The sequence below is a fragment of the Mitsuaria sp. TWR114 genome, assembly GCF_007997345.1.
This window is the reverse complement of the sequence record NZ_VOSR01000267.1, coordinates 1-6,393: the sequence shown is the minus strand read 5'-3', so window position 1 is coordinate 6,393 and position 6,393 is coordinate 1. Positions and strand designations below refer to the sequence as shown.

The following is a 6,393-nucleotide window of genomic DNA, read 5'->3' as shown; positions in this document are numbered from 1 at the left end:
GCGCCGCCAGGCGCCGCCGATCGTGCGGCTGCGCGCCCGGGCCTTCGGCAGCGGCCGGCAGTTGCCGATCGCGGCGCGGCACTATTGAACCGAAGCGCCGATGACCGCATCGGCGCGCGTCGAATCCCAGGGAAAGGACAAGGCATGACCCGCAAGACCGTCGCCGTGGTGGTGGGCCGTTGGCAGCTGGTGCACCAGGGGCAGGAGGCGCTGTTCCAGGCGGCCTTTGGTCTGGCAGACGAGGTGATCGCGGTGCTGGGCTCCTCGTACAAGGCGCGTGACCCGCGCAATCCCTTCGTGCACGAGGAGCGCCGCCAGATGCTGCTGGCCAACCTGAGCGAGGCGCAGCGACAACGGCTGCACGTGCTGCCGGTGCGCGACTACTTCGACGACCGGCGCTGGAACGCCGCCGTGACCCTGGGCGTGCGGGCGCTGGCGGGCGAGGAGGCCGACATCGTGCTGGTGGGCCATCGCAAGGACCACACCAGCTACTACCTGAACAATTTCCCGCGCTGGCGGCAGCAGCTGGTGGACCGCCTGGCCGATGTCGACGCCACGGCGATGCGGCAGGTGTTCTTCGAGGCCGAGGACCCGGACGCGGCACTGACCGTCATGACGCCCTACGTCAGCGCGCCGGTGCGCGCGTGGCTGCAGGCCTGGAGCCGCCTGCCCGAATACGCGCGGCGCAAGGCCGAGCATGCGGCCGTGGCGAGCTATCGGAAGAAGTACACCGCGGTCGCGTACATGACCGGCGACGCGGTGGTGACCGTTGGCGACCATGTGCTGCTGGTGCGGCGCAAGGGCCCCTTCGGCGAGGACCTCTGGGCCGTGCCCGGCGGCCACCTCGACCGCGGCGAGAAGCTGGTGGCCTGCGCGATCCGCGAGCTGATCGAGGAGACGCGCTTCCCCTTGCTGCCGGCCTCCATCCTCGCGGCGCTGCACGGGGTCGCCACCTTCGAGGACCCACTGCGCAGCGCGCGCGGCCGGCTGATCACGATGGCCCACCACTTCAAGTTCCCGGCCATGGGCACGCTGCCGGAGGTCGTCGGCTGCGACGACGTGAAGGAGGCGCGCTGGTTCCATCGCGATGAGTTGGCGGCGATGGAGTCGCGCTTGTTCGAGGACCACTTCGTGATCCTCGATCACTTCCTCGGCTTGATCGAGGACTGATCGGGGACTGCCCGGAGCGTGGGTCAGAACGGCAGGCCGATGTAGTTCTCGGCCAGCACGCGCCGGGCCGCCTCCGACCCGAGGACGTAGTCCAGCTCCGCCTCCTGCAGCTTGGCCTGGAAGGCCGGTTCCTGGTCGAAGTTGTGCATCAGGCTGGTCAGCCACCAGGAGAAGCGCTCGGCCTTCCACACGCGGGCCAGGCAGCGGGCGGAGTAGTGGTCCAGTCCGGCATCGCTGCGCTCGCGGTAGTGCTCGATCAGGGCCTGCGACAGGTAGCGGACGTCGGAGGCCGCGAGGTTCAGTCCCTTCGCGCCGGTCGGCGGCACGATGTGGGCCGCGTCGCCGGCCAGGAACAGGCGGCCGAAGCGCATCGGCTCGGCAACGAAGCTGCGCAGCGGCGCGATGCTCTTCTCAAGCGACGGACCGGTCACCAGCCCAGCTGCCGCCTCGGGATCCAGCCGCAGACGCAGCTCGTCCCAGAAGCGGGCATCGGTCCAGTCCTCCACGCGCTCGCCCAGCGGCACCTGCAGGTAATAGCGGCTGCGGGTCGGCGAGCGCATGCTGCACAGGCTGAAGCCGCGCGCATGGCGGCTGTAGATCAGTTCGTCGGCCACCGGCGGCGTGTCGCTGAGCAGGCCCAGCCAGCCGAAGGGATAGACCTTCTCGTAAAGGCGGATCGCGTCCGGCGGGACGCTCGCGCGGCACACGCCGTGGAAGCCGTCGCAACCGGCGATGAAATCGGCATGGATCTCGACCGCCTCGCCGCGCACCGTGCATCGCCCGCGGGGCGTCGCGGTGTGGAAGCCGTCGATGCGGACCTCGGCCGCCTCGTACAGCGTGGGCAGCCCGGCGGCGTCGCGCGCGGCCATGAGGTCGCGGGTGACCTCGGTCTGGCCATAGACCAGCACCCCATGCCCGCCGGTGAGCTGGCGCAGGTCGATGCGGTGCCGCACGCCGCCGACCGCCAGCTCGAAGCCGTCGTGGACCAGCCCCTCGGCATGCATGCGGGCGCCGACGCCGGCGTCGTCCATCAGGTCGGCGGTGCCTTGCTCCAGCACGCCGGCCCGGATGCGCGAGAGCACGTGGTCGGCGGTCTGGCGCTCGACGATCAGCGTGTCGATGCCGGCGCGGTGCAGCAACTGGCCCAGCAGCAGGCCCGAGGGTCCGGCGCCGACGATCAGCACCTGGGTTCGCAAGGTCTTCATGGCAATCCGGCCTTCTGGCGAGGCGCGTGGTGTTGTCTCCGATGGGCGCAGCCTACGGCGCGGACGATCCGCGGTGAATGGACGGCGCCGACGCGCGCTTGCACAATCCGAACCTATGCCCGAATCGCGCCCGAAGTCCTCTTCCCGATCACGCGCCGGCGCGACGCCGGTGTATTCCCTCTACGGCGAGGAAGGACAAGCGCCCGCCCTGGACGGGCTGCACCTCGAATCGATCGCCGAGCGCAGCCGCTTGCACAATTGGGAAATCCAGCCGCATCGGCATGGCGCGCTGGTGCAGCTGCTGCTGATCGAGCGCGGCCGGGTCGTGGTCCGCATGGACGAGGACGAGCGCGAACTGCGTGCGCCCGCGCTGGTGTGGGTGCCGGCGCTGGCGGTGCACGGCTTCCGCTTCGCACCGGAGACGGAAGGGCTGGTCGTGACGCTGGACCAGGGCCGGCTGCGGGACTTGCTCGATCACCTGCCGGACTTGCTGGAGAGCCTCGCCGAGCCGCGGTTGGTGCCGCTGGAACGCGGCGCGACGGTGACGCGCGCGCTGTTCGCGGTCGGCCATGGGCTGAGGGAAGACTACGCCGGGGGTCATGGGCGGGCAGTGTAGGGGTGTCCCTCTCCGTCGGGTGGGCGGGTCACTTCCGGCACGGGGGATGGCTGGGCGATCATCGCCACCGTCGCGGCCGGCGAGGGCCGCGCCTTGCAGCACCTGGCCCGCTATCGCGAGCAGGTTGAGCGTCACTACCGGCGTCAGCCGCCGGTGGCCGAGCTGGCGGCGCCGCTGGGCATCACGCCGACGCAGCTGAACCGCCTGTGTCGTCGCCATCTGCACTGCTCGGCGCTCGCCGTCCTGCACCAGCGCGTGCTGCTGGAGGCCAAGCGCGAGCTGGGCTACACCAACCTGATGGTCCGACAGATCGCCGACGGCCTGGGCTTCGCCGATCCGGCCTACTTCACGCGCTTCTTCCTGAAGCACACCGGGCGCGCGCCGACCGAATGGCGCGAGCACGGCGGCGGACGCTGACGGCCGCGGCCGCTGATGATGGCCGCGTGCCGTCGCCGTGGATCACAGGCCCAGGTCGCTCAGGCCGGGATGGTCGTCGGGGCGGCGGCCCTGCGGCCAGAAGAACTTGCGGTCCGCGGCCTGGATCGGCTGATCGTTGATGCTGGCGTGGCGGTGGGTCATCAGCCCTTGCGCGTCGAATTCCCAGTTCTCGTTGCCGTGGCTGCGGAACCAGTTGCCAGCGTCGTCACGCCATTCGTAGGCGAATCGGACGGCGATGCGGTGGCCCTCGAAGGCCCACAGTTCCTTGATCAGGCGGTAGTCCAGTTCACGCGTCCACTTGCGCTCCAGGAAGGCCTGCGCCTGCGCGCGACCGCGCGGGAACTCCGCGCGATTGCGCCACTGCGTGTCCGGGCTGTAAGCCAGCACGATGCGCGCCGGGTCGCGGCTGTTCCAGGCGTCCTCCGCCAGGCGGATCTTCTGGATCGCGGTGTCGCGGGTGAACGGGGGCAGGGGCGGGCGGGAGTCCATGTCGTTGGCCTTTCATTGGGAGACATCAGGTAGACAGATCTGTCTACGCCGTCATTCTGTCGAAGGTAGACAGGTCTGTCTACAATAGCCGCATGAACGACATCGATGGCAGCGTGGACATCGGCGAGCTGCCCGCCCGCGATCGCATCCTGCGCACCGCCCACGACCTGTTCTATGGCGAGGGCATCCGCGCGACCGGCATTGACCGCGTGATCGCCGCGTCCGGCGTCACCAAGGTCACCTTCTATCGGCACTTCCCCAGCAAGAACGACCTGATCGTGGCCTACCTCGACATGCGGCACGCGCGCTGGATGGCGTGGTTCAGCGAGGCGCTCGCTCGCCACGGCGACAGGCACCCGGGCGCGCTCGCGCTGGTGCCGACGATGGGTGAATGGTTCCGTGGCGAGGCCCTGGGCGACTACCGCGGCTGCGCCTTCCTCAACGGGGTGGGCGAGATGGGACCCGCGCTGCCCGAGGTGGTCGAGATCACGCGGCGCCACAAGCAGGACATGACGGACGCGATCGCCGGGCGCTTGCCCGCTTCGCGGCAACGCCGGAAGCTGGCGGCCGCGCTTGCCCTGGCCGTCGATGGCGCGATCGTGCAGGCGCAGTTCGCGGACGATCCCGCGCCGGCGCTGAAGGGCCTGCAGCTGATCGTCGAGTCGCTGACCGGCGATACCGCCTGACGAGCGGGGAGACGCGCGTCCGATGCCACCGTCGTGGAGGCTGCCTCATTCCGCAGCACCGCAATCATTTCCTTGCCGTGACAAGCACTTGCGACATCCGTGCGCGGGCAGCCAACAGAGTTGTCCACAGCGGCCGTGGACAGACTGAGCCGCCGGTGCACAACCGGTGGGCACTGTGAGCAACTCCAGGACGGGAACGTGGCTTGCTCAAGGTTCCCGGCCCGGCCGTCAAGGCCTGACGCTCGTCAATCGCCCCGCTCGCAGGCCTGCCTGTTTTTAAGGCGAAGCAAGAATTTCCCTGGCATGACAAGAGCTTGCGTCGCTCCTGCAGCGGCAGCCAACAGGCTTGTCCACAGCGCGCGGGGATAGCCGCAGCACCGTCGCAGGTCGTTCCGTATGGCTCATTCGGATCACTGCCTCATTTCGCGGCAGTGCAATGAATTCCGTGATGAATCAACGGCTTGCACCATCCCTGCCCGTTGAGCCAACAGACTTGTCCACAGAAGTCGTGGACAGTGCCGTCGGCGGCGAGGCGGGGAGGCTCAGCCTGGCCTCCAGGCCCCCACCCGGGCGGTTATGGAGGGAGAGGTGTCCCCCCATCGCGGTGGCGAGTTGCTGGGCGATGGCCAGCCCGAGCCCGGTGCCGCCGGTCTCGCGATTGCGGGAGGTTTCCAGCCGGTGGAAGGGTTTGAAGACCTCGCCCAGTTGGTCCTCCGGGATGCCGGGCCCCCGGTCCAGCACGGCGATCGTCAAGCGCGGGGCCGGGTCTTGCGCGTCGTCGCGCCGGACCTGGATCTCCGCCGCGCCGCCGAAGGCCAGGGCGTTGTCGATCAGGTTGACGAGGATGCGCTTGAGCGCCTGCGGCGGCGCCACGATGGGCGCGCCCGCCGCGCCGTCGAGCGTCACGGATTCGCCGGCGTCTTCGTAGTCACCGACGATGCTCGCCAGCAATGCGTCGGTGTCCAGGCGCGCGGTCGGCTCGGAAGTCCCGTGCAGCGTCCGCGCGTAGGTCACGCCTTCACGGACCAGCGCGTGCATCGCGTCGAGGTCCTGCCGGAACTTGTCGCGCAGCGCCTCGTCGGCCATCAGGTCCGCCCGCAGCCGCATCCGCGTGATCGGCGTCTGCAGGTCGTGCGAGATCGCCGCCAGGATCTCCACCCGCTCGGCGGTGTAGCCGGCGATGCGCTGCTGCATCGCGTTGAAGGCGCGCGCGGCATGGGCCACCTCGGCCGGGCCGTCCTCGGCGATCAGGCGCGGCGTGAGGTCCGGGCCGAGATCGTCGGCCGCGGTCGCGAGCGCGTTCAGCGGTCGCGTCACCAGCCGCACCGCCATCCAGGTGCAGAAGGTCAACACCACCAACTGCGCCACCAGCACCCAGGTGACCCACTCGGGGATGGGCATGTCGACGCGGCGTGCATGCACGGTGACGGCGGTGCCGTCGCCCAGGCGGACCAGCAGCTGATAGCGCCGCGCGCCGACCTGCGCGACGCGCTCGATGCGGAAGGGCCGCAACGCCTGCGTCAACGCGTCGACGAACGCGCCGCTGAATTCGGTGTGATCGACCGGTCCCGCCTGCGCATCGATCTCGTCGGCGAGCGCGAAGCGGAAGTTGGGCCGCTCCAGGCGGTTCAGCCAGGTGGCGCGCTCGGCGGGCGGGAGGCGGTCGAGGACGGCGACGCCGGTGGCGATGTCGCGCTCGATGCCCGACATCATCAGCGAGCGCAGCGCCATCGAGCGCTCCTGCCGGATCGCGACGTAGGCCAGCGCCTGCGCGATCGCGATGCCCAAC

The 6,393-nt window shown here is 69.9% G+C and carries 7 protein-coding genes; 4 read left to right on the top strand and 3 right to left on the bottom strand.

Annotated features, from left to right (window positions below; all coding sequences use genetic code 11):
• Window positions 1-144 precede the first annotated feature (144 nt).
• Window positions 145-1,170: an NUDIX domain-containing protein gene (locus tag FUT87_RS11570; RefSeq protein WP_147240757.1), complete on the top strand. Its 1,026-nt coding sequence runs from the start codon at window positions 145-147 to the stop codon at window positions 1,168-1,170.
• A 23-nt stretch (window positions 1,171-1,193) separates the two neighbouring features.
• On the opposite strand, the gene pobA is transcribed toward FUT87_RS11570, so the two are convergent.
• A complete protein-coding gene (gene pobA / locus FUT87_RS11565; protein ID WP_147240759.1) occupies window positions 1,194-2,366 on the bottom strand; it encodes a 4-hydroxybenzoate 3-monooxygenase in 1,173 nt (390 codons plus the stop codon).
• Between the two features lie 124 nt (window positions 2,367-2,490).
• On the opposite strand from pobA, the gene FUT87_RS11560 reads away from it, so the two are divergent.
• Window positions 2,491-2,991 carry an AraC family ligand binding domain-containing protein gene (locus FUT87_RS11560; RefSeq protein ID WP_186830490.1) on the top strand — a complete coding sequence of 167 codons (501 nt, stop codon included), beginning with the start codon at window positions 2,491-2,493 and terminating at the stop codon, window positions 2,989-2,991.
• Between the two features lie 93 nt (window positions 2,992-3,084).
• The gene (locus FUT87_RS11555) at window positions 3,085-3,408 is read left to right on the top strand and encodes an AraC family transcriptional regulator (protein ID WP_186830489.1); all 324 of its coding nucleotides are present in this window, start codon (window positions 3,085-3,087) and stop codon (window positions 3,406-3,408) included.
• A gap of 42 nt (window positions 3,409-3,450) precedes the next feature.
• On the opposite strand, the gene FUT87_RS11550 is transcribed toward FUT87_RS11555, so the two are convergent.
• Window positions 3,451-3,918, bottom strand: coding sequence for a nuclear transport factor 2 family protein (locus FUT87_RS11550; protein WP_091721049.1), 468 nt, complete (start codon window positions 3,916-3,918; stop codon window positions 3,451-3,453).
• 92 nt (window positions 3,919-4,010) lie between these two features.
• On the opposite strand from FUT87_RS11550, the gene FUT87_RS11545 reads away from it, so the two are divergent.
• Complete coding sequence (locus tag FUT87_RS11545; RefSeq protein WP_147241109.1) at window positions 4,011-4,604, top strand: TetR/AcrR family transcriptional regulator; 594 nt, start codon at window positions 4,011-4,013, stop codon at window positions 4,602-4,604.
• Between the two features lie 453 nt (window positions 4,605-5,057).
• Here the strand turns inward: FUT87_RS11545 and FUT87_RS11540 are convergent, their stop codons facing one another.
• Window positions 5,058-6,392 (bottom strand): ATP-binding protein, encoded by a 1,335-nt coding sequence (locus tag FUT87_RS11540; protein ID WP_255511779.1) that lies wholly within the window; start codon window positions 6,390-6,392, stop codon window positions 5,058-5,060.
• Window position 6,393: the final 1 nt, after the last annotated feature.